Here is a 23,860-nt window from a genome sequence, read left to right as displayed (position 1 = left end):
GGCGCGTCCGGCGGCGGCGGGATCGCTCACCTACGATTGGTTGGGAATGAATTCGGAAAAAGGCAGTTCGAGCAGCGCGGGCAGCGCGCGGGTGGCGGATGTGGGCGACTCGATCCTGGTGGCACTGCTGGGTGAGATCGCCCTGCGCCGCGACGGCGCGCTCACCGCTGTACCCGGAGCCCGGGCCCGGCTGCTGGTGGCGGCCCTGGCCGTGCACCCCGGGCGCAGCCGCAGCGCCCAAGCCCTGATCGACGAGGTGTGGGGCGAGGATCCGCCGCGCGCGCCGATGAACGCCCTGCACACCCAGGTCTCGCGGCTGCGTTCGGCGCTGCCCGACGGCGTGCTCGAGATCGGCCCGGCCGGCTACCGGCTCATGCTGACCGCCGACCAGGTCGACCTGAGCCTGGCGCAGTCCCTCGAAAGGCAAGCCCGCCAAGCCCATACCGCCGGTGACCACGCCGCCTGCCTGGAACTGCTGGCCGCCGCCCGCGCCCTGTGGCGCGGCGAACCCGGCGCGGACCTGCCGCCCGGACCGGTCGCCGAGGACCTGGCCGCCCAGGCCGCGACCCGCCGCCGCGCCCTGGACACCCTGGAACTGACCGCCCGCGAGGCCATCGGCGACCTGCCCGCCGCCATCGAGCTGGCCCAGCACGCCGTGGCCGCCGACCCGTTCGACGAGCCCGCGCACGCCACCCTCATGCGCTTGCTGGCGACGGCGGGCCGCGTCAACGAGGCCCTCGACGTCTTCGCGACGCTCCGCACCCGCCTGGTCGACCAGCTCGGCGCGGACCCGGGCCCCGCGTTGGTGGCGCTGAACACCGCCATCCTGCGCGGCGAACCACTCCCCGGTGGACCGGACACGAGAATCATTGCGGTCCCCGGCTATTCGGACGATGACGGTGATCCGTCGGTCCAGGGCGGGGCGCCCGGCCCGGCGGGCCACGACCGCCTCGGTCGCCGGAACGGCAAAGGCTCCGGGCTGATCGCGGTTCGCGCGCAGGAGGACTCGGGCTCGGCCTTCGCCGACACGCCGGTGACCGCCGGACAGGTGCGTTCCCTGCGCCGGGTGCTGAGCGCACAGCACGCCGCGGGCGCGCGGGAACCGGTGGGGGAGACCGCCATCGGCCTGCGAGTCGCGCCGAATCCCTTGCTGGGCCGCGAGTCCGATCTGGAGCGGCTCGAGCAGCTGGTCCGAACCTCCCGGGTGACCACGGTGCTCGGCCCGGGCGGCACCGGCAAGACTCGCGTCGCCAATGAGCTGGGCGCGCGTCTGTCCCACGACACCGCGGTGGCGCTGGTGGAGTTGGCGTCGCTGCGCGCCGACGCGGCGGACGCGGCCGACACCCGTGCCGAGATCGAGGTCGCCATCGCGGCCACCCTCGGCGTCGCCGACTGGGAGACGAACATGCTGCTCCAGCAGCGCCGCCGTGATATCGGCCAGCGGCTGCGGGACGCGCTGGCGGTGCGGCCGACCCTGCTCATACTCGACAACTGCGAGCACCTGATCGAGCCGGTGGCCGAACTGGTGGCCGACCTCGTCGGCGCCAGCGAGCAGCTGACCGTGCTCACCACCAGCCGCGCGCCGCTGGAGATCACGGCCGAGGCCGTCTACCCGTTGCCGCCGTTGACAATCGACTCCGCCGGCTCGCCCGCCACCGAACTGTTCGAGGCACGAGCCCGCTCGGTGCGGCCGTCGGTGCGGTTGGACCCGGAGGTGGTGGCCCGACTGTGCCGCACCCTGGACGGTCTGCCGCTGGCCATCGAACTGGCGGCGGCGCGGGTGCGCACCATGAGCGTGGAGGAGATCGACTCCCGCCTCGATCACCGATTCACCCTGCTGCGCAGCGGTGATCGCAGCTCGCCGCAGCGGCACCGCACCCTGTACGCGGTGATCGAGTGGAGCTGGAACCTGCTCGACGAGCCGCAGCGCATCGCCCTGCGCCGGCTGTGCCGATTTCCCGCGGGGTTCACCCTCGCCGCGGCCGAGACAGTGCTGTCCGGACCCCAGATCGGCGATGTCCCCACGGCGGTCGACGGTCTGGTGAGCCAGTCCCTGCTGACGGTGCTGGAGGACGAACAGGGCGGCACCCGCTACCGGATGCTGGAAACGGTTCGGGAATTCGGCGACGAGCAGCTCGCCCTCACCGGTGAGGCCGGTCCGCTGATGGACCGGATGTCGGAGTGGGCCAGGGCTTTCGCGGTGGAGGCGGTGGCCGGTTATCAATCGCCCGAACAGATCTCCACCGTGCTGACCCTGTCCGATGAACAGGACAACCTGGTCGCGGTGCTGCGGCACGCCGTCGAGCGCCGGGACGCGGCCGTGGTGCACACGGTGTTCCCGGTGCTGGCCGGATTGTGGGTGCTGCGCGGCGCGCACATGGAGTTGATCAGCTGGTCGCGGCGGATCATGACGGTGCCGCCCCGCGTTCGCCCGCCGGTCGCCGCGGAGACCGATCTGCAGGTGCTGGGCAATCTGATGCTGGGCCTGCACATGCTGTTCGGCAATCCCGAGCTGCGCGAGGTGGCGACGGTCCGCAGTTGGATCCGCCGCACCCTGAGCTCCGGCGCTCCGATGAGCCCGGTGTTCCGTTTTCTCGGCGAACTGGTGACGCGCTCGTACACCACGATGCACCTGGCCAGGCGGCTGGCCTACGGCACGCGGTCGAGCGATCAGCAGATCCAGGTCACGGCATTGTTGTTGCGCGCCAACCTGTGTGAGAACAGCGGCATCGTGTACGGCTCGATCCGCGACGCCGAGACCGCCATGCGCATCAATGCCGATCGTGACATCTGGAACTCGGCGATGACCTCCCAGCACCTGGGCAGCTTGCACGGCCAGTCGGGCCGGTACCCGGCGGCGGTCGGCTACTACCGCCGGACCGTCGAGCTCATGGAGGAGTTCCGGGCCTGGGACGAGAGCGTCGAGATGCGCAGCTATCTGGCCGTGGCGCTGGCGGGTTCGGGCGAACCGGCGGCGGCGCGGCGGGCATTGGAGCCGGTGCTGGGCTCCTACGGCGGGATTCCCGCGGTCGATGCCCCCGTGACCCAGCCGAATCACCGGCTGGCGGTGGTGGCGGCCGCGCTCGCGGAAATCGAACTCGTCGAAGGCGACACCGACACCGGGTTACGCCGGTTCCGGCAGGTGCTGCCCTTGCTGGACTGGCCGGAGAGCGTCACCGTGCCCGGCCCCGGCGACATGATCCTGGCCTCGGTGACCATCGACGCACATGTCCTGCACGGCCGCGCGGACCTGGTTCGCCGGATGGCCGCCGAGTTGTCCGACATCGCGGTCCGCAAGCTGGGCCAGTACTGGGATCTGCCGCAGCTGGGTTCGGTGGCGTGCGCGGTCGGCAGTTGCCTGCTGGCCACCGGCTCGGAGGTCGATCGTGGTCTGGAGCTGCTGGCGTTGTCGCAGCGGGTCTTCGGTCGCCAGGACTATCCATCCATGCGCTGGACCCGGCACCTCGACCTGCACCGCTCGACACTGGGCGCCGAGCGGCTGGACGCCGCGCTGCACTCGGTCACGGGGCTGGGCCGCCGCAAGGCCGCCGAGCGCATCATCGAGCTCCTGGGCGAGCTCGACGGTGTGCTCTGAACCCGGACACACGACAACGCCCGCCCACCGGAATCCGGTGGGCGGGCGTGTTTTTCGAGCGGGTCAGGCGCGGCGCATGTAGGCCCGCACCGCGAGCGGCGCGAAGATCAGGATGACCACGACCGAGCCGATGAGCGACCAGGCCAGGTTGGCGCTGTAGACGTTGCCGTTCATCAGTTCACGGGCGGACTCGACCATGTAGTAGACCGGGTTGGCCTTGTTGATGCCCTGCAGCCAGCCCGGCATGGTGGACACCTGGGCGAAGGCGCCGGACATGAAGGTCAGCGGGAACATGATCATCATGGACATGCCCTGGACCGCGGGTGCGCTCTTGCCGGTGATGCCGATCAGCGCCCAGATCCAGCTGATCGCGAAGGAGCAGAACACCACGACCAGTCCGGCGACCACGACACCGGCCACGCCGCCGGCGGGACGGTAGCCGAGGATCAGGCCCATGCCGATGGTCAGCGTGGTGGCCAGCCCGTAGCGGACCATATCGGCGATGAGCGCGCCGGCCAGCGCCGAGATGCGGGCGATGGGCAGGGATTTGAAGCGGTCGAACACGCCCTTGTCCATGTCCTCGCGCAGCTGGGTGCCGGTGACGACGGAGGTCAGCACGACGGTCTGGACCAGGATGCCGGGGATCAGGATGGGCAGGTAGTCGTGCACGTTGCCGCCGATGGCGCCGCCGAAGATGTAGGCGAACAGGGCGGTGAACAGGATCGGCTGCACGGTGACGTCGAACAGCTGCTCGGGATTGTGCTTGATCTTGACGATCCCGCGGTAGGCCATGGTGAGCGAATTCGCCACGGTCTGCTTGAACGGGATGTGGTTGGAGGCTTCGGGAATGGGCGCGGCCGTGGCCGCGTGCCGCCCGGTGGGGGCGGTGAGAGTCGTGGTCATGCCGCGCTCCGTTCGGTGTCGGTGTTGTCGTCGTCCTCGGCGCTGTGCCCGGTGAGCGCGAAGAACACTTCGTCCAGGCTGGGCTTGGCGACATTGATCTCGTCGATCCGGATGTCGTTCTCGCGCAACCGGATCAGGATGTCGGTGGTGATGGACGGGTCGGGCAGGGGTGCGGTGATGCGGCCCGCCTCGGGGGTGATGGTGGCGTCGACGGTGCGGCCGGCGGCGCGGGAGAGGTACTCGCCCACCAGGATCCGGGCCTCGTCGATGCGGTCGCGGTCGGCGAGGGTCAGCTGCAGCGTGGACAGTCCGACCGAGGACTTGAGCTGGTCGGAGGTGCCGTCGGCGATGACCTTGCCGCGGTCGATGACCGCGATCCGGTCGGCGAGCTGATCGGCCTCGTCCAGGTACTGCGTGGTGAGCAGCACCGTGGAACCGTCGCGCACCAGCCGCCGGATGGTGTCCCACATCTGGGCGCGGGTGCGCGGGTCCAGGCCGGTGGTCGGCTCGTCGAGGAACAGCAGCGGCGGGCGGGAGATCAGGCTGGCGGCCAGATCCAGGCGCCGCCGCATGCCACCGGAGAAGTTCTCGAGCGGCTTGTCAGCGGCCTCGGTCAGTCCGAACTCTTCGAGCAGTTCGGCCGACTTGCGCCGCGAGTCGGCCCGGGACAGGCCGAGCAGGCGCGAGAAGATCACCAGATTCTCGGTGGCCGTGAGCTTTTCGTCGACGGACGCGTACTGGCCGGTCACGCCGATCAGGGAGCGGACCGCGGTCGGTTCGGTCAGCACGTCGCGGCCGAAGATGCGGGCGCTGCCGCCGTCGGGCCGGAGCAGGGTGGCGAGCATGCGGATGGTGGTGGTCTTGCCGGCCCCGTTCGGGCCCAGCACGCCGTAGACGGCCCCCCGCGGCACCGCGAGACTGACGCCGTCGACGGCCCGCTGCTCCCCGAAGACCTTGACCAGGCCGTCCGCCTCGATGGCGAGCGTCTCAGCAGGTGTGTAAGAAGTCATGGCTACACCTTGCGGACCGCGCCTTGCACCCCGCTTGCACGGCGATTGCACGCGCACGCAAGGGCGTCGCGAGCCGACGCAAGCGCCGCTTGCATGGGGTGTCGCGAGGGCCCTGAGCAGCGAAAAGGCCCGTCCATCGGCGGATGGGCGGGCCCGGATCGGTCGAGCGTCAGTTGGGTGAGGCGGCCAGCAGGAGCTGGCGGAGCGCGGCGCGGTCGGGCTTGCCGGGCCCGCGCAGCGGCAGTTCGTCGAGCACCGCCAGCTCGCGCGGGGCGGCGATGGCGTCGAGTTCGGCGACCACGTGGTCGCGCAGTTCGTCGAGGGTGGGGGCGATCGCGCCCGGGGCCGGGACGATGGCGGTGGCCACCCGCTGGCCGAGCCGGTCGTCGGGCAGGCCGAGGACCACGCATTCGGAGACCGCGGGGTGGGTGATCAGCACGGCCTCGACGACCTGCGGGATGACCAGCAGCCCGCCGGTCATGATGGCCTCGTCGAGGCGGCCGGTGATGGTGAGCACGCCGTCCTCGACGAACCCCGCGTCCTCGGTGCGGAACCAGCCGGGTTCGGCGAAGGCGGGGTGGTCGGAGATATTGCGGTAGCCCTTGGCGATCATGTCGCCGCCGAGCAGCACCCGCCCGTCCTCGATGCGTACTTCGGTGCCCGTCAGCGGTACTCCCTCGTACACGCACCCGCCGCAGGTCTCGCTCATACCGTAGGTGCGGAAGACGGTGATGCCGGCGGCGCGGGCCCGGTCCAGCACGGGTTTCGGGGTGGCGGCTCCGCCGACCAGTACGCCGTCGAGTCCGGCCAGGGCGGCGGTGGCGGCGGGCTCGTCGAGGGCCTTGATCAGCTGGGTGGGGACCAGGGAGGTGTAGCGGCGCGGGCCGCGCATGCCGGCGATCGCGCCGACCAGGGCCTCGGGCAGGAAGCCGCCGGAGACGTCGAGCACGGTCGGTTCGGTTCCGGCCAGAATGCTGCGCAGCAGCACCTGGATCCCCGCGATGTGATGGGTGGGCAGCGCCAGCAGCCACTGCCCGGGACCGCCCAGACGCTCGTGGGTGGCGTCGCCGCTGGCCCGCAGATTCGCGGCGCTGAGCATGGCGCCCTTGGGGTTTCCGGTGGTGCCGGAGGTGGTGACCACCAGGGCCACTTCCTCGTCGATGGCCTCGCCGGGCCGCAGGCTGGAACTCAGGCGCTGGGTCTCGCGGCGGTCGGCGGTGGGGACGGGCAGCCAGGCCGGGCCGTTGCCCTCCAAGGCTTCTCGCAGATGCGGCAATACTTCGCCCACCGCTGCGCCGGTGGGCATGGGAAGGATTCGGAGGGTATTGCTCACAGTCGCGATCGTGTCATTCCGTCTAGTGCGGTCAGTCGGACGTCGGTGTCGCCAGCGGCCAACCACCGGCTGCGAGCCGGGAGGCCACCCGAGCGATATCGTCCTCGCCGGGCTGCTCCTTGGCAACTCGGGCGATGGCCGCCTCGATGTCGGCGCGCTCGATGTCCTCGCGATCCATATCCGGGGTCGCGACCCGGTCCCGGACCAGTCGCTCCACCACCAGGTGCACTTCGTAGTCGGTGAGCCGCCGGTGCAGGACGGCCAGCAACGCCACGTAATCGGACTGCGGGATGCCCTGTGGATATCCGGCTTTGAGCCAGTCCAGCACCTTCTGCAGCACGTTCTGCCGCGGCGGCGCGGCGGGGGCCGGGTCGGCGACGGGCGGGGTCGGCTGTTCGGGGGTACTCACGAGCGTGCCTTTCGATGAGGCGGCGTCACGCGCCGAGCAGGTGAATTCCGAGTCGGGTGGCGAGGAAGCCGCGTGCGATGAAGAGCACACCGACCACCACCGCGATCATGACCACCGCGAAGCAGAGGGTGGAGGCGACCAGCGCGGCGGTGCGGGTGGCCCCGGTCGCGCCGTCGTCGACGCGGGCGCGGCAGCGGATGCCGACGGCGAAGACGGTGGGCAGCCCGGCCCCGAAGAGCATGGCGGCCAGCACGACTCGCCACAGGTCGGAGAGGTTGGAGAGCAGGGTGTGCATCGCGGTCTCCTAGCCGATTCCGACGGTGTCGTCATTGCGCTCGGGCTGCGCGGACGCGGGCGCCGCGGGGGCGGCCGGAGCGGGCGCGCCCTCCCAGTCGGCGGTGACGTTGTGCGAGTTGACCACCGCGCGCTTGGAGCGGTACCAGATGAGCGCGGCCATGGCGATCAGCAGCCCGAACACCACCAGCACGCCGACCGTGCCGCCGATGCCGTGCAGGATGGCCCAGCAGATCGCGCCGACCACACCGGCCAGCGGCAAGGTAAGCACCCAGGCGACCACCATGCGGCCGAGCACGTTCCAGCGCACCTCCGCGCCGGGCCGTCCGATGCCGGAGCCGAGGATGGATCCGGTCACCACCTGTGTGGTGGACAGCGGCAGGCCGAAGTGGGCCGAGGTGAGAATGATCGCCGCACTGGTGGATTCGGCGGCGAAGCCCTGCGGCGGCGCGATGTCGACCAGGCCCTTGCCCAGCGTGCGGATGATGCGCCAGCCGCCCAGGCAGGTGCCCGCGGCCATGGCGACGGCGCACGACACGATGACCCACAGCGGCAGTGGATCGGTGGCCTTGGCCGAACCGTGCGCGATCAGCGCCAGGAAGATGATGCCCATGGTCTTCTGCGCGTCATTGGTGCCGTGCGCGAGCGAGACCAGCGAGGAGGTGCCGATCTGTCCCCAGCGGAAGCCGCGGGACACGGTGTTCTCGTTGCTGCCGCGGGTGATCCGGTACACCAGCCAGGAGGCGGCCGAGGCGACCAGCGCGGCCACGACGGGGGAGAGCACCGCCGGGATGATGATCTTGGCGATGACGCCCTTGCTGCCCGCGGTCCAGATCACGCCGTGCAGGCCCAGGGCCGCCAGGGTCGAGCCGATGATGCCGCCGAACAGGGCGTGCGAGGAACTGGACGGCAAACCCAACAGCCAGGTGAACAGATTCCACAGAATGCCGCCGACCAGACCCGCGAAGACGATGTCGAGCAGGGCCCGCCCGCTCACCTCCGACAGGTCGACGATGCCCGAGGCCACCGTCGCCGCGACGGCCACGCTGAGGAAGGCCCCGATGAGATTCAGCGCCCCGGACAGGAGTACGGCGGTACGCGGCCGCAACGCCCCGGTGGCGATGGAGGTAGCCATCGCGTTCGCGGTGTCATGGAATCCGTTGGTGAAGTCGAACGCCAAGGCTGTGCAAACAACGATCAGCAGAACGAGCAGTTCGGCAGACACACCGATCAGTTTGCGTCATGGTCTTTACGGTCTGTTAACCGGTGCCCCGGACGTGTTTCACAGTTACCTTCGTGCTAAGGCCCGTGGAGCCTCAGTCGTCGCCCCGGATGTCCCGCCGGATCGGATGATCCGCCGGGATCTCCACGAGCACCAGCGGCACGCCGTCCGGGTCGCGCAGCCACATCTCGATCAGTCCCCAGGGTTCGCGCACGGGCGCGCGGTCGATGGCGATCCCGCGCAGCGCGAGTTCCGCGGCGGCGTCGTCGCAGTCACGCACCTGCAACCAGATCGCCCCCGCGAACCCGCTCGGCGCGTCGCCCGCGCGCCCGTGCCCGGCCACCTCGAGCAGTCCCTGCCCGGCGAAGAAGACCGTCCCGCCCGGATACTCGCGAGCGATGGCCAGCCCCAGCGCATCCCGATAGAAGGCCAGGGTTCGCTCGTAATCGCTCGGCCGGAGAATGACCCGACTGCTCAGTATCTCCATGAGTGCAGCATGACAGCTTGTCGTTTGCCGCACCCGAAGGTTCGGGGGCGCGGGGCCCGCGAGTTCCGGAGCGTCAGAAGTAGTAGGGGTACGGCGTCCAGTCCGGGTCGCGCTTCTCGAGGAACGCGTCACGGCCCTCGACCGCCTCGTCGGTCATGTAGGCCAGGCGCGTCGCCTCGCCCGCGAACAGCTGCTGACCGACCAGTCCGTCGTCCTGAAGGTTGAACGCGTACTTCAGCATCCGGATGGCCTGCGGCGACTTGCCCAGGATGTCGGCCGTCCACTCCAGCGCGACGTCCTCCAGCTGCTCGTGATCCACGACCGCGTTGACCGCGCCCATGGCGTGCATCTCCTCGGCGGTGTACGGCCGCCCCAGGAAGAAGATCTCGCGAGCGAACTTCTGTCCCACCATCTTCGCCAGGTAGGCGCTGCCGTAGCCGCCGTCGAAGCTGCCCACGTCGGCGTCGGTCTGCTTGAACCGGGCGTGCTCGCGGGAGGCGAGGGTGAGGTCGCAGACCACGTGCAGGCTGTGCCCGCCGCCCGCGGCCCAGCCGTTGACCAGGGCGATGACCACCTTGGGCATGAAGCGGATGAGCCGCTGCACCTCGAGGATGTGCAGGCGTCCGGCGCGGGCGGCGTCCACGGTGTCGGCGGTCTCGCCGGAGGCGTACTGGTAGCCGCTGCGGCCGCGGATGCGCTGGTCGCCGCCGGAGCAGAAGGCCCAGCCGCCGTCCTTGGGGCTGGGGCCGTTGCCGGTGAGCAGGACCGCGCCGACGTCGGAGGTCATCCGGGCGTGGTCGAGGGCGCGGTAGAGCTCGTCGACGGTGTGCGGCCGGAAGGCGTTGCGGACTTCGGGGCGATCGAAGGCGATCCGGACCGTGCCCTGCTCGACGTGCCGGTGGTACGTGATGTCGGTGAGGTTCTCGAATCCCGGAACGGGCCGCCACAGCGTCGCATTGAAGGTCACGGGAGTGAACATACTGTTCCGGCTCTCGCCGTGGTGAAGACCCACCGCAGTTCGGCGCGGTGTTTCGCAGGTCGCCCGGAATTGCGGCAGCGGAATTCGGCCATCCGGCAAGGGCGCTGATCATTAGCCGATGGACCATCCGAAGGCCAAAGCGGTCACTTGTTACCAGCGGGGAAATGAACGACCGGGGAACAGTCGCCGAAAGTGAAACGCTGCCAATCGATTGCGGGTGCTTTACAGTGCTGTTGCTGCTGTGGCAGTAGCAGCGCATTGGCATCGTGTGTGCGGGGACACCGGTGCGTATAGTTGCGTGCGCTCGTTCATCGAAAAACTATCCGGAGGAACCTGAAAGTGGTTGCAGCACTGTCTGAATCCCTGCTCGATGACGCCAAGCGTCCCGCCTTCATCGCGGATGCGGAGAAGGTTCTGGACGAGGAGGTGTCGGACAAGGGCGGCGCGTCGGGCCTGGTCGTCAAGGGCGGCTACGCCGCGATCAAGAAGGTCAGCCCCTCGATCGTGGGTGACGCGCTGGAGTCCTTCGTGCCCAAGTTCGTCGAGCAGCTCGAGCCGTACTGGGCCGAGTACCAGAACGGCGGCACGGGTTCGTTCGCGGACCTGCTGGTGTCCAAGCAGGACGAGGTCGCCGACGCGCTCCTGTCGGTCACCGACGCGCGGGCCGAGTCGTCGTCGCGTCCGGCGCTGACCAAGGTCTACAACTCGATGCGGTCGTCGGCGAAGAAGCATGTCGCCGAGGCGCTTCCGCGTCTGGGTGAGCTGGTTCAGCGTCACGCTGGCTAAAAACTGACCGGTTCGCGGCCCGACGAGGGGCCGCGAACGGGGTCCGTATCGAGGTCATGTGCGAATGCCCGCGAGGTGGTTCGGGGGCACTCGCGACCGATTCATCCCTGGGACTTGCCGACCCGCCAGTAGCCGGTGAAGGTGATGTCCGCCTTCGGGATCGCGCGTTCCTGCGCGAGATGCCGCCGCACGCCGGCGGCCAACTTCTGCTCGCCCGCCACGAAGGCGTAGACGCCGGCGCCGGGAATCTCGGCCTGCCGCACGGCCTCCGCGGCCAGCACCCCGACCTCGCCGTGCGCGTCGGTGCGGACCAGCCAGTTCACGGTGACGCCCGCGGGTTCGCCCAGTTCCTGCTTGTCCTCGTCGGACGGGATCTCGATGTAGGCCGCGCCCTTCGCCTCGCGCGGCAGCGAGCGCAGCACCCCCGCGATGCCGGGCAGCGCGCTCTCGTCGCCGACCAGCAGCGTCCACTCGCAGTGATCGGGGGCCTGGAAGGTGATGCCCTCGTCCAGCAGTCCGGCCTTGCAGCCCGGGGTGACGGTGTTCGCCCACACCGAGGCGGGGGTGTCGTCGCCGTGGATGGCGAAGTCGACGTCGATCTCTGCGGTACTGCCGAATTCGCCGAATCCGGCGGCCCGGTAGTCGCGGACGGTGTAGTTGCGGGCCAGCGGCCGGTGTTCCTTGCCCATCATCAGGTACTGCGCGTACCAGCCGAGATTGGTGGCCGAGGTGGGCAGGCGCAGGTCGCCGTCGCGGCCGGGCATGAAGAGCCGGAACCACTGGTCGAAGCCCATGGCGGTGAAGCTCGCCAGGCCCGGTCCGCCCAGGGTGACCCGCACGAAGTGCGGGCTGATCCGTTTGCTGGCCAGAACTTCGGCGGTGAGGATTTCCCGGTGTTCGGGCTTGACATGCTTGCTGCGCTTCGCCATTCGATTAGGTTAGCAAACCCTAACTTTTCGGTATAGGTGTGATCGGGCCGACGCAGCGCCGGGCCGGGCTGTCTGAGAGGCTGGAGGCGTGAATCCATCGACAGCACAGGCGCACGTCGTCGTCGACGAGCTCGCGCGCGGCGGAGTGCGAGACGTGGTCCTGTGCCCGGGATCGCGAAACGCACCGCTGGCCTTCGCCTTACAGGCCGCTGACCAGGCCGGGAAGATCCGGCTGCACATGCGCATCGACGAGCGCAGCGCCGGATTCCTCGCCGTCGGCCTGGCCGTGGCGAGCGGTCGCCCGGTGCCCGTCGTCATGACCTCCGGCACCGCCGTCGCCAATCTCGGGCCCGCCGTGCTCGAGGCCAACTACGCTCGCGTCCCGCTGATCGTGCTCAGCGCCAACCGGCCCTACGAGATGCTCGGCACCGGCGCGAACCAGACGGTCGAGCAGTTCGGTCTGTTCGGTAGCCAGGTGCGCGCCGCCATCAGCCTCGGCCTGGCCGAGGACGAACCCGGCGCCGAGCTCTACCCGAAGCAGAACAGCGTGTGGCGCTCGGCGGTGTGCCGGGTGCTGGCCGCCGCCCGCGGCACCCGCTCCGGCAATGCCGGACCCGTGCACTTCGACATCCCGCTGCGCGAACCGCTGGTCCCGGATCTGGCCGCCGGCGACTCGCTGCCCGCCGGCCGGGCGGGCGAACAGCCCTGGACCGCAACCCAATACGCGACCCTGGACGTGCCGCTCGACATCGACCTGACCCAGGACACCGTGGTCATCTCCGGTCACGGCGCGGGCCATCGTCCCGAACTCGCGGCGCTGCCGACCGTGGCCGAGCCGACCGCGCCCATGCACGGCCCCGCCCTGCACCCGCTGGCCCTGCCGCTGCTGCGGCCGAAGCAGGCCATCATCACCGGGCGGCCGACCCTGCACCGGCAGGTGTCCAAGGTCCTCGCCGATCCGGAGGTCACGGTGTTCGCGCTGACCACGGGCCCGCGCTGGCCCGATGTCTCCGGCAATGTGGTGGGCACCGGCACCCGCGCGGTGACGCACGGCGCGCCCCGGCCGGAATGGCTGGAGCTGTGCCGGGATCTGAACGAGAAGGCCGTGTCGGTGGTGCGGGCCGAGCTGGCCGGGCACCCGAAGCCGACCGGTCTGCACGTCGCGGCGGTGGTGCTCGGCGCCCTGCACGACGGCGACCAGCTGCTGCTCGGCGCGTCCAATCCGGTGCGCGACGCGGCCCTGGTCGCGCACCCGCGCCCCGGCATCCGGGTGCTGTCCAATCGCGGCGTGGCCGGCATCGACGGCACCGTCTCGGCGGCGGTCGGCGCGGCACTCACCCATCCCGGCCGCACCATCGCGCTGATGGGCGACCTGACCTTCCTGCACGACGCGTCCGGCCTGCTCATCGGCCCGGGCGAGCCGCGGCCGGAGGATCTCACCATCGTGGTCGCCAATGACGACGGCGGTGGCATCTTCGAACTGCTCGAACAGGGCGACCCGCAGTACGCGGGCGTGTTCGAGCGGGTCTTCGGCACCCCGCACGGCATGGATCTGGCGGCGTTGTGCGCCGCCTATCGGATTCCGCACCGCCAGGTCGACCCGTCCCAGCTGGCCGACGAGCTGACCGGGCGCGCGCACGGCATCCGGGTGCTCGAGGTCGCGACCGAGCGGTCGAGCCTGCGGGAACTGCACGCCACCGTGCGCGCGGGAGTGTCGAACTAGCCGGGCAGGTCCCAGTCGTCACCCATGGGGACGGGGATCGCCTGCTCGACGAGGTCGCCTTCGGACGCGGTCCAGCCGTTGTCGTCGGCGGGCAGCGGGGTGATCTCGGAGTCGGATTGGAGGACCCGGTCGGCGAGGACGTCGCGGTCCGGGTAGGCGTCGGTATCGGGGTAGGGCTCGTCCGCCGGGAAGGCGGGGATGTGCTGTTCGACGTAGTCGGCCTCGGGCACCGCGTCGATTCGATCGATCATCGCTGGCTCCTCTCTGCCGGTGGGGTCGTGCAGGCGGCCACCTTCGAGAATGCCCCTGCTCACCGCGTTCGGCAACCGCCGCCGGGCGTCACTCGCCGGGTTGCGGGCCGTCGTCGGCGGGATGCTCCACGAGGGCGAGCACCCGCCCGGCCATGAAGCGGGCAGTACGTACCGGCCCCCCGGTTCTGGTCACCTCACTGACTTCGACAATCCCGCGCGCGATGCGGGTTTCGATGCGGCGGCCCGCTCTGGTGGCCACGATTTCGTAGTTCCGAGACCCGTCGCCGGTGTCGACGACGATCTCCACACGATCACCCTTCATCTATCAATTCTCCTCCCCACCAGCGCTTTTCGCCGCTGATCGCACCTAACGAACCGGTTGCGACGCGGCGGTGCAAGCACATTCGCGCGGCCGGCGATGAATTCCGCGGCCCCGCGCCGTCCTTATGACCGACCGGGCCGCACCGGCGGTTCGGCATGCCTCCGGGAGGAACCATGACCACTCCGGAATTCGATCTGGAAGCCGCCGCGGGTGGGCTGGAGGCGGTGGTCGCCGCCGTCTCCGACGCCGACCTCGAGCGCCGCACGCCGTCCGGCATCAGCGTTCGCGACATGCTGGTCCACGTGCTCGGCTTCACCGAGGGCTTCCGGCAGGGCGCCACCAAGGAGATGATCGGCCGCTCGCAGCCGCCCGAGCCCGGTGTCGGGACCCTGCCCGAGGACTGGCGTGACCGCGTTCCCGCGCAGTTGAAGGCGCTGGTGGCGGCCTGGCGCGAACCGGCCGCGTGGTCGGGGGAGACCGAGGTCGGCGGCGTCCTCGCCCCGGCTCGGACGATGGCCGAGTTCGCGCTGGACGAACTGATCGTGCACGGCTGGGATCTGGCCCGCGCGGCGGCGCGTCCCTACGACCCGGCCGCCGCGGATCTCGCGGTGCTGCTGGGCATGCTGCGCGACACCCCGCGGGAGGGCATCCCGGGACTCTTCGGGCCGGTGGTCGATATTCCGGCCGAGGCGCCGCTGCTGGACCGCGTCCTGGGACTGACCGGCCGCGATCCGGCCTGGACCCGGGACTGATCGGGGCTCGGAGCCGGGGCGTGGGCGCGGCGAGGGGTCGCGCCCACGATCCGAGACGGCAGACTCAGGGCGCGGATCGCCCGGTGCCGGAGACGAATACGCCCTGTTCGGCGGCGAGGGCGGCGGCCGTCGCCGCGGCGGTGACGGTGGCCTCGTCGACCGGGTCGCCGCTGGCCAGCAGGCGGTAGTAGAGCGGGGCGGAGACGGCGGAAAGCACTGCGCGCGGGTCGGTTCCGGCCGGAACCTCGCCGCGGGCGGCGGCGGCTTCGACGCACGGCGACCATTCGGTGAGCCGGGTGTCGTAGAAGGCGCGCAGCGCCGCGGCGGCGGTGTCGTCGCTGGTGGCGGCCGCGATGACGGCCCGGAACAGGCGGCCCTGCCGGGGGTCGGTGAGGGTCTTCCCGACCAGCCGCGCATTGGCGAGCAGGTCGCCGCGCAGGGTGCCGGTATCGCTGTGGGGGAGTGAGGTTTCGGCCATATCGGCGAGCAGGTCCGCGACCAGTCCGGCGGGGCTGCGCCAGCGACGGTAGACGGTGGTCTTGCCGACCTCGGCGCGGGCCGCGACCTCGGCCAGATCGAGGGTGGCGTAGCCGTATTCGGCCAGCAGGTCGCCCGCGGCGCGCAGCACGGATTCGCGGACGCGCGCGGTGCGTCCACCGGGGCGGACCGAGCCGGGGCTCGTTGTGTCCTGATTCATAACGGGTCTCCAGTTCCGTTTGCGGCGAGACGAGTGTAGCGTCCTCGGTGTTAATGAAACTGTGGTTCCGTTAGGAGTGGTGATCATGGAATACCGTCGGCTCGGCGCATCCGGCCTGCTGGTCCCGGCCCTGAGTTTCGGCGCGGGCACCTTCGGCGGCCGCGGCGAACTCTTCTCGGCCTGGGGCGACACCGACGCGGCCCAGGCCCGCCGCCTGGTGGACATCAGCCTGGACGCGGGCGTCACCCTGTTCGACACCGCCGACGTCTACTCGGACGGCGCCTCGGAAGAGGTACTGGGCGAGGCGATCCGGGGCCGCCGCGACCGCGTGCTGATCTCGACCAAGGCCACCCTGCCCACCGGACCGGGCCCGGCCGACGCGGGATCCGGTCGCACCCGGCTGATCTCGGCGGTCGAGGGGTCGCTGCGCCGGCTCGGCGTCGAGCACATCGACCTGTTCCAGCTGCACGCCTTCGACGCGGGCACCCCCGTCGAGGAGGTGCTCTCGGCCCTCGACTCGCTGGTGCGCTCCGGCAAGATCCGTTACGTGGGCGCCTCCAACTTCGCGGGCTGGCAGCTGATGAAATCCCTGGCCGCCGCGGACCGGCACGGCTTCCCGCGCTATGTCGCGCACCAGGTCTACTACTCGCTCGCCGGGCGCGACTACGAATGGGAGCTCATGCCGCTGGGCCTGGACCAGGGTGTCGGCGCGGTGGTCTGGAGCCCGCTCGGCTGGGGGCGGCTCACCGGGAAGATCCGTCGCGGCCAACCGCTTCCGCCCGGCAGCCGCCTGCACAAGACCGCCGAGGCCGGGCCGCCCGTCGACGACGAGCTGCTCTACGACGTGGTCGACGTGCTCGACGAGATCGCCGCCGAAACCGGCCGCACCGTCCCGCAGATCGCCCTGAACTGGCTGTTGCGCCGCCCGACCGTGGCCACCGTCATCGTCGGCGCGCGCGACGAGGAGCAGTTGCGCCAGAACCTGGGCGCGGTGGGCTGGAGCCTCGACGCCGAGCAGATCGCCCGGCTGGACAAGGCGAGCGCGGTGACGCCGCCCTACCCCTACTACCCGTACTACCGGCTGGGGGACTTCGCGCGCGTCAATCCGCCTGTCGTGTAGGCGGTTACGCGGGCGGGAACAGACCCTGCGCGAGCACCGGCCACGACGCCTTCAGGTCGTCCTGCCAGTAGCCCCAGATGTGGGTGCCGCTGCTGCGGAATTCGAAGGTCGCGGGAATGCGCATGGATTCCAGGCGCTTCTGCAGGATCACCGTGGACAGTTCGCAATTGGCCTCGATGAGCGAGCCCAGCGCGACGGTCTTGGCGGTGTCCTCGGGCTTCTCCATGCGGCCGCGCGCCCCGGGCATGTCGAACGCGCCCGGGATGCCGTTGCCGGTGGAGATGAAAAGGTTGGTGCCGCGCAGCTTCTCGGCATTGAGGGTGGGGTCGTTGGCCGCCCACTGGGCGCTGCCCTCGGGGCCCCACATGTTCTCGACCTTGCCGCCGCCGTACATCTCGGTGACCATCTTGATGGCCTCGCGGCCCATCGGCGTCATGGTCTGGAAGAAGCCGCTGTACACGGCCGCGCTCTTGAACAGGCCGGGATTGAAGATGACCGAGTTCAGCACGGGCAGACCGGCCATGGAGATCCCGGCGATGGCGTTGTTGCCATTACTGCCCAGCGCCGCGTCCATCAGCGGCGGCAGTTCCTTGCCGAGGTAGGTGGACCACTTGTTGACGCCGAGCGACTTGTCGGCCTGCGCCCAGTCGGTGTACCAGGTGAACGCGCCGCCGATGATCTGCACGACATTGATGTTCTTGTCGGCCAGGAAATCCAGTGCGTCGGTGCGCAATTGCCAGGTGGCGGCGTCCACGCCGCCGCCCGCGCCATTGAGCAGGTACAGGGTGGGGCGGGCGTCGTCGATGTTCTCGGGGCGCTGCACGTCGACCGGGAAGGTCTGGTTCATGGCCGCGGAGTAGACGGTGAAGACGACGTGGCGGCTGTCGGTGGCCGCGACGCTCTTGATGTAGGAGCCGTCCTCGGTCTTGAAGTCGGGGACGCTGGCGCCGGGGGCGACCGGGGCGGCGGGGGTGGTGGGTTCCGCGCCGGCGGGCACGCCGCCCAGGCTCAGGGTCGCGGCGGCCGCGAGGGCCGCCACCGCGATTCGTCCGGTGATTCGACTGATCCGACCGTTCACGCTCCCGGCCCTTCGTGCTGCTGGCAGCCGTCGCGGGGACGGCTCGCCCGCCTGTGAGACTGGACGGGCGAGTTACAAATACCACAGTTTCACATTCCGGGTGCCGGAATCGAACCAGTCAGTACACGTCGCGCACGTACCGCTTCTCCGCCACCAGCTGCTTCTTGAACGCCAGCGCGCCGTCCTCGCTCAGCTTGCCGTGAATGCGCGCGATCTTCAGCAGGGTGTCGTCCACATCCTTCGCCATTCGCGCCGCGTCACCGCACACGTAGAAATGCCCGCCCTCGCGCAGCCACGCCCACAACTCCGCGCCGTGCTCGATCATGCGGTGCTGCACGTAGATCCGCTCCCGCTGATCGCGCGAGAACGCCAGATCCAGCCGGGTCAGGAAACCGGAGCGGAACATGTCCTCCAGCTCGGCCCGGTAATAGAAATTGTCCTTCGCGTGCTGATCGCCGAAGAACAGCCAGTTGCGGCCCGTGCACCCCAGCGCCCGGCGCTCCTGCAGGAAGCCGCGGAACGGCGCGATGCCGGTGCCCGGGCCCACCATGATCATCGGCGCGGTCGGGTCCAGCGGCGGCCGGAAGTGCGGGGCCCGCTGCAGGAAGATCGGCACCTCGGCGTCCGCGCGATCGGCCAGGAAGGTCGAGCTCACGCCGCCGCGCCGGGCCGCCGACCCGATCGCCGCCGGATCGCCGTAGCGCACCACGCCGACCGTCAGCTGCACCTCGTCCGGGCTCACCAGCGGACTCGACGAGATCGAATACTGGCGCGGCTGCAGCTTCTTCAGCGTGCCCAGCCACTCCACCAGATCGGCCCGCACCGGGAAATCGCGCAGTACGTCCACCGCCTGCCGATCCCACAGATATCCGTCCAGCTCATTGCGATTGTCGCGCCGCAAGAGCTTGGCCAGCCGCGGATTGGCATTGTGCTCGGCCACGAACGACAACAGATCCGCGCTCACCCGCGTGATGTCGTAATGCGTGCGCAGCGCCTCGGCCAGCGGAACCTCGCCATTGTCGATCTCGATCAGCCGGTGCCCCTCGAGACCGGTCGCCGCCAGCCATTCCCGCACCAGCGACTCGCAATTCGCGGGCCGAATGCCCAGCGAATCCCCGACCTCGTAGGTGGTCTCCGGATCGCTCAGATCGAATCCGAACTGCCGCACCTCTTTCCCGGAGCTTTCGCGGGAAAGCAATTCATTGCGAACCAGTTTCGAGAGCACCGGAGAATTCCGGGTGAAAGGCGCCGCGGCGCGTGCCCGACCCGGAGCGACAGCCGTTGCGCCCCGGGCGCTTCCGGGCCCGCCGGCACCGCGTCCGAGCGGACTCGAGGCGCCCACACCGCCACGCACGTCGTAACTACCGGCGGCGTTCCAGGTAGGTGTGTCGCCAACGGACGTCCCGCCGGAACCTCGGCCGCCCGGAGCGCCGAAGGGCGGCGTGGAATTTCCGCCTCGCGGTCCCGCCCCGGACCCGCCTCGGTTCCCGGCATCGATGGCCGTGTCGCCCGCCGCGTTCGCGAGCACGCCGGTCACGGCGTCGAACCAGGCCGCGGACGCGTCCTCGTGGTCGGGTTCGTTGTCCACGCGGGGCAGCAAGCGGGTCGCGCCGCGCTTGGCGAGCAGCTCGTCCAGCTTCCGGCCGTGGCCGCAGAAGTCGTCGTAGGCGGAGTCGCCGAGTGCGAACACCGCGAAGCGCATCCCGGTCAGCCGGATCGCGCTGTCGTTCAATCGTTCCCAGAAGTCCGCGCCATTGTCCGGCGGCCCGCCGTCGCCGAAGGTGCTGCTGATGACCAGCACATCGCCGGTGAGATCGGACAATTCGGCCGAGTCCATGTCCAGGAGCCGCGGCGCGAAGCCCGACTCCACGAGATGAGTCGTCAGGGCCGCGGCCAGATCCTCCGCGGTCCCGGTCTGCGAGGCCCACAGGATCGTGACGGTCCGCGCCGGAGCCTCCGCGCTCTCGCCGCCCTCGGACCGGCCGGTGAAATCCGTGCTCACGTCCGCCGCGAAGCCGATCGAATCCGCCGCGAACCCGGCCGGGAGCGGCTGCGCGCCACGGGAGTACATCCCGCCCAGCAGGCCGTCGATCCACGCCCGGCTGCGTTCGGAGATCGGCGCGGTCGCCGGCAGCACCGGCACCCCGCTGACCGGCAGGCTCTGCAGCGCCGCGAGATACCCGCCCAGGTAGATGCGCTCGACCTCGCTGAGCGTGGGCGCGGTGGCGGTCTCCAGTCCGAGCATGACCGCCAGCGGATGCGGGCCGCCGAGGGCCACGCCGGACGCGGGCACGGGTGCGCCGCCGCTCTCGGGTGCGGACGGAACCCGTTCGGCGGCATCCGTTTCCGTCTCGGGGTCGCCGGTCGTCGCCGTGCTCAGCGCCGCGACCTTGCGCAGGCGCACCGCGCAGGCCTTGAACTCCGGTTGCAGCGAGATCGGGTCCACCGCGTCATTGGTGACGGCATTGATGGTCAGGTATTCGCCCTGTTCGTCGTTCCAGTGGAAGGGCGCGAAGCAGCTGCCGGGCAGGACGCGGTCGCTGAGCAGGGCGGGCAGTACGGCGCGGCCGCGGCGGGAGGCGATCTCGAGCTGGTCGCCGTCGCGGACCTCGAGGCGGGCGGCGTCGTCGGGATGCAGTTCCAGGAACGGCTTGCCGTTGAGCTTGTTCAGTTTCGCCACCTTCCCGGTCTTGGTCATGGTGTGCCACTGGTGTTGCAGGCGGCCGGTATTGAGGACGAACGGGTGGTCCTCGTTCGGCATCTCGGCGGGCAGCAGGTGCGGGCGCGGCCAGAACACGGCCTTGCGGCTCGCGGTGGCGAAGGCCAGGCGCGGCGTGTTCCCCTCCGCGTCGGTGAAGCGGGTCTGGCTGACGCCGTCGTTCACATAGCGAATCGGGTTGCGCCGCCGGGCCGGATCGGGGCACGGCCACTGCACGGGCCCGGCGCGCAGCAGGTCGTAGTCGATGCCGCGCAGGTCGTATCCGGTGGCCGGGTTGGCGAAGCGGCGGATCTCGTCGAAGATCTCGGCGCTGGAGGCGTAGTCGAAGCCGGGGAAGCCGAGCGCCGTCGCCATCTGCGCGATGAGCTGCCAGTCCGGCCGGGCGTCGCCGATCGGCTCGACCGAGCGCTGCAGCAGGGTCAGGTTGCGTTCCGAATTCACCTGCACCCCATCGGCCTCCGCCCACAGGGTGGCGGGCAGCAGCAGGTCGGCGTAGGCGTTGGTGGCGGTGTCGGTGTACACGTCCTGGGCGATCACCAGGTCGGCGGCTTCCAGCCCGGCGATCACGGTGCGCCGGTTGGCCATGGAGGCGACCGGATTGCTGCACATGATCCAGCAGGCCTTGATCCGCCCGTCGGCCAGACCGCGGAACATCTCGATCGACCCGGGGCCGGGCTCGGCGCGAATGGTGCCGGGTTCCAGCCCCCATTCGGCTTCCACGAAGGCCCGGTCGGCGTCGGCGAGCACACTGCGCTGGCCGGGCAGTCCCGGTCCCATGTAACCCATTTCGCGTCCGCCCATGGCGTTGGGCTGCCCGGTGAGGGAGAACGGCCCGCTGCCGGTGCGGCAGATGGCGCCGGTGGCCAGGTGCAGGTTGATGATGGCGTTGGTGGCCCAGGTGCCGTGCGTGGACTGGTTGATCCCCATGGTCCACAGCGACATCCATTCGCCGGCCGCGCCGATCCACTCGGCGGCGGTGCGGATGTCGGCCTCGGCGAGTCCGGTGACCTGGGCGACCAGGTCCGGGGTGTAGGCGTAGAGGAATTCGGGCAGGTCCTCCCAGCCCTCGGTGTGCTCGGCGATGAAGTCGGCGTCGATGTCGCCGTTCTCGACCAGCAGGTGCAGCAGCCCGTTCAGCAGCGCCAGATCGGTGCCCGGCTTGATCTGCAGGAACAGGTCGGCGCGCGCGGCGGTGTCGGTGCGCCGCGGGTCCACCACGATGAGCTTCGCGCCCGCCTTGAGCCGATCGGCCATGCGCAGGAACAGGATCGGGTGGCAGTCGGCCATATTGGCGCCGATCACGAAGAACAGGTCGGCGTGGTCGAGGTCGTCGTAGGAGCCCGGCGGCCCGTCCGCGCCCAGCGACAGCTTGTAGCCGCTGGCCGCGCTCGCCATGCACAGCCGCGAATTGGCTTCCATGTGCACGGTGCGCAGGTGGCCCTTGGCGAGTTTGGTGGCCAGGTACTGGGCCTCGATCGACAGCTGACCGGATACGTACAGCGCGACGGCGTCCGGTCCGTGCGTGTCGAGGATCACGCGAAGCCGTTGGGCGGCTTCGTGAACGGCCTCGTCGACCGGCATGGGCACGGGCGGCTGGCCGCGTTCGGGGCGGCGGTAGGCGGTCTCCATGCGGCCGGGCGCGGCCATCAGCTCGGCGTGGGTATTGCCCTTGGTGCACAGCCGCCCGGCATTGACGGGGTGGTCCTTGTCGCCCTTGACCTTGGCGATCACCGGCAGCCCGAGCGGGCCGGACTTGGTTTCGACGGTGATGCCGCAGCCCACCCCGCAGTACGAGCACGCGGTCCGGGTGCTCGTCGGGGGCGTCGGCTGTTCGGGCATGGTTCCGAGTTAAGCCACCCCGAGTTGCGGGGGATTTACCGAACGTTATCGGCAGATGACAATCCACCTCACAGCCGTTTTTCGCGGCTGTGAGGCGCAGGTCGGGACGCTACCGTGAGCAACGCCACAGGCCGGCGGCGGGTATCAGCCCAGCTTGTAGCCGCGGTGCAGCGCCACGATGCCGCCGGTGAGATTGCGCCACTTCACCGCCGACCAGCCCGCGTCCGCGATCCGCAGGGCCAGCTGCGGCTGGTTGGGCCAGGCCCGGATGGACTCGGCCAGGTACACGTAGGCGTCCGGGTTGGAGCTGACCGCGCTGGCCACCCGCGGCAGCGCCTTCATCAGGTACTCCATGTAGGCGGTCCGGAACGGCGGCAGGGTGGGGGTGGAGAACTCGGCCACCACGAGCCGCCCGCCGGGCTTGGTCACCCGCAGCATCTCGCGCAGCGCCAGGTCCGGGTCGGACACATTGCGCAGCCCGTAGGAGATGGTGACGGCGTCGAAGGAGTCGTCGGCGAAGGGCAGGGCCATGGCGTCACCGGCGACCATGGGCACATTGCGCCAGCGTCCGGCCGCGAGCATGCCCTGGGAGAAGTCGGCGGCCAGGCACCAGGCCCCGGATTTGGCCAGCTCCACCGTCGAGACACCGGTTCCGGCGGCCAGATCCAGCACCCGCTCGCCGGGGCGCAGCGCCAGGGCTTTCCGGGTCGCCATCCGCCAGTACCGGTCGATGCCGCCGGTCATCACCGTATTGGTGATGTCGTACCGCTTGGCCACGCCATCGAACATCGACGCGACTTCGTTCGGCTGCTTGTCCAGCTGGGCCCGAAAAGACTCCCGCTGCCTGATTTTCGCCACCTTCGCACCCTAACCGGCCACGTGGTCGCGCGACGATCGCGTCCGCTCGCCGCGCAGTCGCGCCCGCACGGCGCGATACCAGCGGGTCGGGGGCGAGCCGAGCAGCCAGAGCGCGGGGATGGCGATGGCCCAGGCGACCACGATCACCGACAGCGCCGGGATGACGGCGACCCGCGCATCGCGACCCGCCACCCGAACCAGATCGGGGTCGCTGCGCCGATATTCGACATTGATGCGCTCGCCGACGGTCAGTTTGGTCGGGTAGAGCACGCCGGTCTTCGGATTGTGGGTCTCGCCGTCGGGCGTGACGAAGATGACCGCGGACCGCAGGGTGCCCGCGGAGAGCACTTCGGCGCTGGTCACGCCCCGATCGCTATTGATGAGATGGTCGTCGCGCCAGGCCGCGAGCACCAGCAGCACGGCCAGGAAGCTGACCGTCGCCGCGGCGATGACGATCCCGAGCCGAGTCCGCCGCCACCGAACCGCCTGCCGCTGTTCAGTCCTGGGAGACTGGCTAGTTTCCGACACTTCAGCAGGCTATTCCATCGCTGGGC

Annotated in this window: 21 protein-coding genes; 5 read left to right on the top strand and 16 right to left on the bottom strand. The window is 70.2% G+C overall.

Annotated elements, in window-relative coordinates:
* Window positions 1–46 precede the first annotated feature (46 nt).
* A complete protein-coding gene (locus ACWEOI_RS11220; protein WP_452359504.1) occupies window positions 47–3,595 on the top strand; it encodes an AfsR/SARP family transcriptional regulator in 3,549 nt (1,182 codons plus the stop codon).
* Between the two features lie 63 nt (window positions 3,596–3,658).
* Here ACWEOI_RS11220 and ACWEOI_RS11215 read toward each other — a convergent pair whose 3' ends face one another.
* The 8 genes from ACWEOI_RS11215 to ACWEOI_RS11180 all read right to left on the bottom strand — a co-directional run bounded on the left by ACWEOI_RS11215 (window position 3,659) and on the right by ACWEOI_RS11180 (window position 10,220).
* Entirely contained in the window at window positions 3,659–4,498 is an 840-nt protein-coding gene (locus ACWEOI_RS11215; protein ID WP_433668745.1) for an ABC transporter permease, read from the bottom strand.
* Window positions 4,495–5,508, bottom strand: coding sequence for an ATP-binding cassette domain-containing protein (locus ACWEOI_RS11210; protein WP_452359503.1), 1,014 nt, complete (start codon window positions 5,506–5,508; stop codon window positions 4,495–4,497). The genes ACWEOI_RS11215 and ACWEOI_RS11210 overlap by 4 nt, the downstream gene beginning before the upstream one ends.
* Before the next feature lie 169 nt (window positions 5,509–5,677).
* Entirely contained in the window at window positions 5,678–6,814 is a 1,137-nt protein-coding gene (menE, locus tag ACWEOI_RS11205) for an o-succinylbenzoate--CoA ligase (protein ID WP_433673497.1), read from the bottom strand.
* Window positions 6,815–6,872: 58 nt separating this feature from the next.
* Complete coding sequence (locus ACWEOI_RS11200) at window positions 6,873–7,181, bottom strand: DUF3349 domain-containing protein (protein ID WP_433594772.1); 309 nt, start codon at window positions 7,179–7,181, stop codon at window positions 6,873–6,875.
* Between the two features lie 94 nt (window positions 7,182–7,275).
* On the bottom strand, window positions 7,276–7,545 hold the full coding sequence (locus tag ACWEOI_RS11195) for a hypothetical protein (protein WP_379275923.1): 270 nt from the start codon (window positions 7,543–7,545) through the stop codon (window positions 7,276–7,278).
* A 9-nt stretch (window positions 7,546–7,554) separates the two neighbouring features.
* Window positions 7,555–8,769, bottom strand: coding sequence for an inorganic phosphate transporter (locus tag ACWEOI_RS11190; protein WP_433668742.1), 1,215 nt, complete (start codon window positions 8,767–8,769; stop codon window positions 7,555–7,557).
* Between the two features lie 91 nt (window positions 8,770–8,860).
* Window positions 8,861–9,253 (bottom strand): VOC family protein, encoded by a 393-nt coding sequence (locus ACWEOI_RS11185; protein WP_433668740.1) that lies wholly within the window; start codon window positions 9,251–9,253, stop codon window positions 8,861–8,863.
* A 73-nt stretch (window positions 9,254–9,326) separates the two neighbouring features.
* On the bottom strand, window positions 9,327–10,220 hold the full coding sequence (locus ACWEOI_RS11180; protein WP_357281816.1) for a 1,4-dihydroxy-2-naphthoyl-CoA synthase: 894 nt from the start codon (window positions 10,218–10,220) through the stop codon (window positions 9,327–9,329).
* A 351-nt stretch (window positions 10,221–10,571) separates the two neighbouring features.
* On the opposite strand from ACWEOI_RS11180, the gene ACWEOI_RS11175 reads away from it, so the two are divergent.
* Window positions 10,572–11,018: a DUF6918 family protein gene (locus tag ACWEOI_RS11175; RefSeq protein WP_379275930.1), complete on the top strand. Its 447-nt coding sequence runs from the start codon at window positions 10,572–10,574 to the stop codon at window positions 11,016–11,018.
* Between the two features lie 101 nt (window positions 11,019–11,119).
* Here the strand turns inward: ACWEOI_RS11175 and ACWEOI_RS11170 are convergent, their stop codons facing one another.
* Window positions 11,120–11,947: a siderophore-interacting protein gene (locus tag ACWEOI_RS11170; RefSeq protein ID WP_452359502.1), complete on the bottom strand. Its 828-nt coding sequence runs from the start codon at window positions 11,945–11,947 to the stop codon at window positions 11,120–11,122.
* Window positions 11,948–12,035: 88 nt separating this feature from the next.
* On the opposite strand from ACWEOI_RS11170, the gene menD reads away from it, so the two are divergent.
* Window positions 12,036–13,670: a 2-succinyl-5-enolpyruvyl-6-hydroxy-3-cyclohexene-1-carboxylic-acid synthase gene (gene menD, locus ACWEOI_RS11165; RefSeq protein ID WP_433668735.1), complete on the top strand. Its 1,635-nt coding sequence runs from the start codon at window positions 12,036–12,038 to the stop codon at window positions 13,668–13,670.
* Here the strand turns inward: menD and ACWEOI_RS11160 are convergent.
* Both ACWEOI_RS11160 and ACWEOI_RS11155 read right to left on the bottom strand, forming a co-directional pair.
* Entirely contained in the window at window positions 13,667–13,921 is a 255-nt protein-coding gene (locus ACWEOI_RS11160; protein ID WP_433668733.1) for a hypothetical protein, read from the bottom strand. The two genes, menD and ACWEOI_RS11160, sit on opposite strands and share 4 nt — an antisense overlap.
* Before the next feature lie 88 nt (window positions 13,922–14,009).
* Complete coding sequence (locus ACWEOI_RS11155) at window positions 14,010–14,243, bottom strand: hypothetical protein (RefSeq protein ID WP_433668731.1); 234 nt, start codon at window positions 14,241–14,243, stop codon at window positions 14,010–14,012.
* Window positions 14,244–14,416: 173 nt separating this feature from the next.
* On the opposite strand from ACWEOI_RS11155, the gene ACWEOI_RS11150 reads away from it, so the two are divergent.
* Window positions 14,417–14,995, top strand: coding sequence for a TIGR03086 family metal-binding protein (locus ACWEOI_RS11150; protein WP_433668729.1), 579 nt, complete (start codon window positions 14,417–14,419; stop codon window positions 14,993–14,995).
* 64 nt (window positions 14,996–15,059) lie between these two features.
* Here the strand turns inward: ACWEOI_RS11150 and ACWEOI_RS11145 are convergent, their stop codons facing one another.
* Complete coding sequence (locus tag ACWEOI_RS11145; protein WP_452359501.1) at window positions 15,060–15,692, bottom strand: TetR/AcrR family transcriptional regulator; 633 nt, start codon at window positions 15,690–15,692, stop codon at window positions 15,060–15,062.
* A gap of 85 nt (window positions 15,693–15,777) precedes the next feature.
* Here ACWEOI_RS11145 and ACWEOI_RS11140 point away from each other — a divergent pair, with 85 nt between their 5' ends.
* Complete coding sequence (locus ACWEOI_RS11140; RefSeq protein ID WP_433668726.1) at window positions 15,778–16,812, top strand: aldo/keto reductase; 1,035 nt, start codon at window positions 15,778–15,780, stop codon at window positions 16,810–16,812.
* A 4-nt stretch (window positions 16,813–16,816) separates the two neighbouring features.
* Here the strand turns inward: ACWEOI_RS11140 and ACWEOI_RS11135 are convergent, their stop codons facing one another.
* From ACWEOI_RS11135 to ACWEOI_RS11120, 4 genes are all read right to left on the bottom strand, one after another.
* Complete coding sequence (locus ACWEOI_RS11135; RefSeq protein ID WP_452359500.1) at window positions 16,817–17,890, bottom strand: alpha/beta hydrolase; 1,074 nt, start codon at window positions 17,888–17,890, stop codon at window positions 16,817–16,819.
* A gap of 118 nt (window positions 17,891–18,008) precedes the next feature.
* A complete protein-coding gene (locus tag ACWEOI_RS11130; protein WP_452359499.1) occupies window positions 18,009–22,448 on the bottom strand; it encodes a molybdopterin-dependent oxidoreductase in 4,440 nt (1,479 codons plus the stop codon).
* 144 nt (window positions 22,449–22,592) lie between these two features.
* The gene (locus ACWEOI_RS11125) at window positions 22,593–23,306 is read right to left on the bottom strand and encodes a demethylmenaquinone methyltransferase (RefSeq protein ID WP_433668722.1); all 714 of its coding nucleotides are present in this window, start codon (window positions 23,304–23,306) and stop codon (window positions 22,593–22,595) included.
* Window positions 23,307–23,315: 9 nt separating this feature from the next.
* Window positions 23,316–23,834 (bottom strand): DUF3592 domain-containing protein, encoded by a 519-nt coding sequence (locus ACWEOI_RS11120; RefSeq protein WP_433668721.1) that lies wholly within the window; start codon window positions 23,832–23,834, stop codon window positions 23,316–23,318.
* Between the last annotated feature and the right edge of the window lie 26 nt (window positions 23,835–23,860).

Source organism: Nocardia sp. NPDC004340 (assembly GCF_053602575.1).
The sequence above is the reverse complement of the archived record's forward strand: the minus strand, read 5'-3'. Positions and strand labels throughout refer to the sequence as shown.

Coding starts and splice junctions, on each gene's coding strand:
- ACWEOI_RS11185 (WP_433668740.1), bottom strand. CDS start 9,253: ATGGAGATACTGAGCAGTCGGGTCATTCTCCGGCCGAGCGATTACGAG.
- ACWEOI_RS11215 (WP_433668745.1), bottom strand. CDS start 4,498: ATGACCACGACTCTCACCGCCCCCACCGGGCGGCACGCGGCCACGGCC.
- ACWEOI_RS11150 (WP_433668729.1), top strand. CDS start 14,417: ATGACCACTCCGGAATTCGATCTGGAAGCCGCCGCGGGTGGGCTGGAG.
- ACWEOI_RS11210 (WP_452359503.1), bottom strand. CDS start 5,508: ATGACTTCTTACACACCTGCTGAGACGCTCGCCATCGAGGCGGACGGC.
- ACWEOI_RS11195 (WP_379275923.1), bottom strand. CDS start 7,545: ATGCACACCCTGCTCTCCAACCTCTCCGACCTGTGGCGAGTCGTGCTG.
- ACWEOI_RS11145 (WP_452359501.1), bottom strand. CDS start 15,692: ATGAATCAGGACACAACGAGCCCCGGCTCGGTCCGCCCCGGTGGACGC.
- ACWEOI_RS11140 (WP_433668726.1), top strand. CDS start 15,778: ATGGAATACCGTCGGCTCGGCGCATCCGGCCTGCTGGTCCCGGCCCTG.
- menE (WP_433673497.1), bottom strand. CDS start 6,814: ATGCCCACCGGCGCAGCGGTGGGCGAAGTATTGCCGCATCTGCGAGAA.
- ACWEOI_RS11130 (WP_452359499.1), bottom strand. CDS start 22,448: ATGCCCGAACAGCCGACGCCCCCGACGAGCACCCGGACCGCGTGCTCG.
- ACWEOI_RS11170 (WP_452359502.1), bottom strand. CDS start 11,947: ATGGCGAAGCGCAGCAAGCATGTCAAGCCCGAACACCGGGAAATCCTC.
- ACWEOI_RS11160 (WP_433668733.1), bottom strand. CDS start 13,921: ATGATCGATCGAATCGACGCGGTGCCCGAGGCCGACTACGTCGAACAG.
- ACWEOI_RS11220 (WP_452359504.1), top strand. CDS start 47: ATGAATTCGGAAAAAGGCAGTTCGAGCAGCGCGGGCAGCGCGCGGGTG.
- ACWEOI_RS11155 (WP_433668731.1), bottom strand. CDS start 14,243: ATGAAGGGTGATCGTGTGGAGATCGTCGTCGACACCGGCGACGGGTCT.